At 46.5% G+C, this 765-nt stretch carries 1 protein-coding gene; it reads left to right on the top strand.

Features of this window, described 5'->3' with window-relative positions; genetic code table 11:
- Positions 1-38 precede the first annotated feature (38 nt).
- A partial coding sequence (locus A3739_RS23590; protein WP_156502792.1) for an HDOD domain-containing protein occupies positions 39-765 on the top strand: 727 nt, incomplete at its 3' end.

Raw genomic sequence — 765 nt, 5'->3', positions numbered from 1 at the left:
CTACACTAGACGACATAGAAACACATTGATGATGATGAATGGCCGAAACAAAAAGTTATCCGCAAGATCTACAATCATGGGTGGAGTACTTACTTAAACGTAAACTACCCTCTGCCTTGAGTCTGGCGCCGAAGGCCGTTTTGCTGATGGAAAACGAAGCGCCGAGTTATTTGAAGTTAGCTCAAATACTCGCCCCAGACCCTGTTGTGTCACTCGCAATCATGCGCAAGGCCAACGACAATCCTCGTCCAGAAAGCGTATTCAGTAAAACTCTTGATCACGCTATGAGCATGCTAGGCCACCAGCAAGTCAAAGAGCTACTCGTTGCCATCAAAAAACTCGACATCAAATATGGTTATCGCGCTTACTACCAAACTCTCGGAGCAAGCTTAACCAAAGCCTATCTCGCACAACGATTCGCAAAGGCAAAAGGATCAGCAAAATCCTTAGATATCTTCTGGGGGAGTTTATTTTCCGACGCACCCATGTGGTACATGTGGTGTTATGCCACACCATTAATGCGAGAGATCAGTCGAGCCAGCATACCAAAGAGAAAAGCGCTTGAACTAGATTTATTGGGCTGTTCACTCAAAGACATTCAATTAGAACTCTTAACGGCACTGAACGCTCCAGATCTCGCTCTAAAAACGCAACAAACGCAACACTGTTTGTCCTTGCGAGACTGGGCGCAATTATCACGCTTTGGCCAAGCTTCAGCACCGACTAGCGCCTCACAATCAGTGGCTCAAGCAAATCCTGCTGAGC

It is taken from the genome of Oleiphilus sp. HI0067 (assembly GCF_001635735.1).
This window is presented reverse-complemented; position numbering and strand designations above follow the sequence as displayed.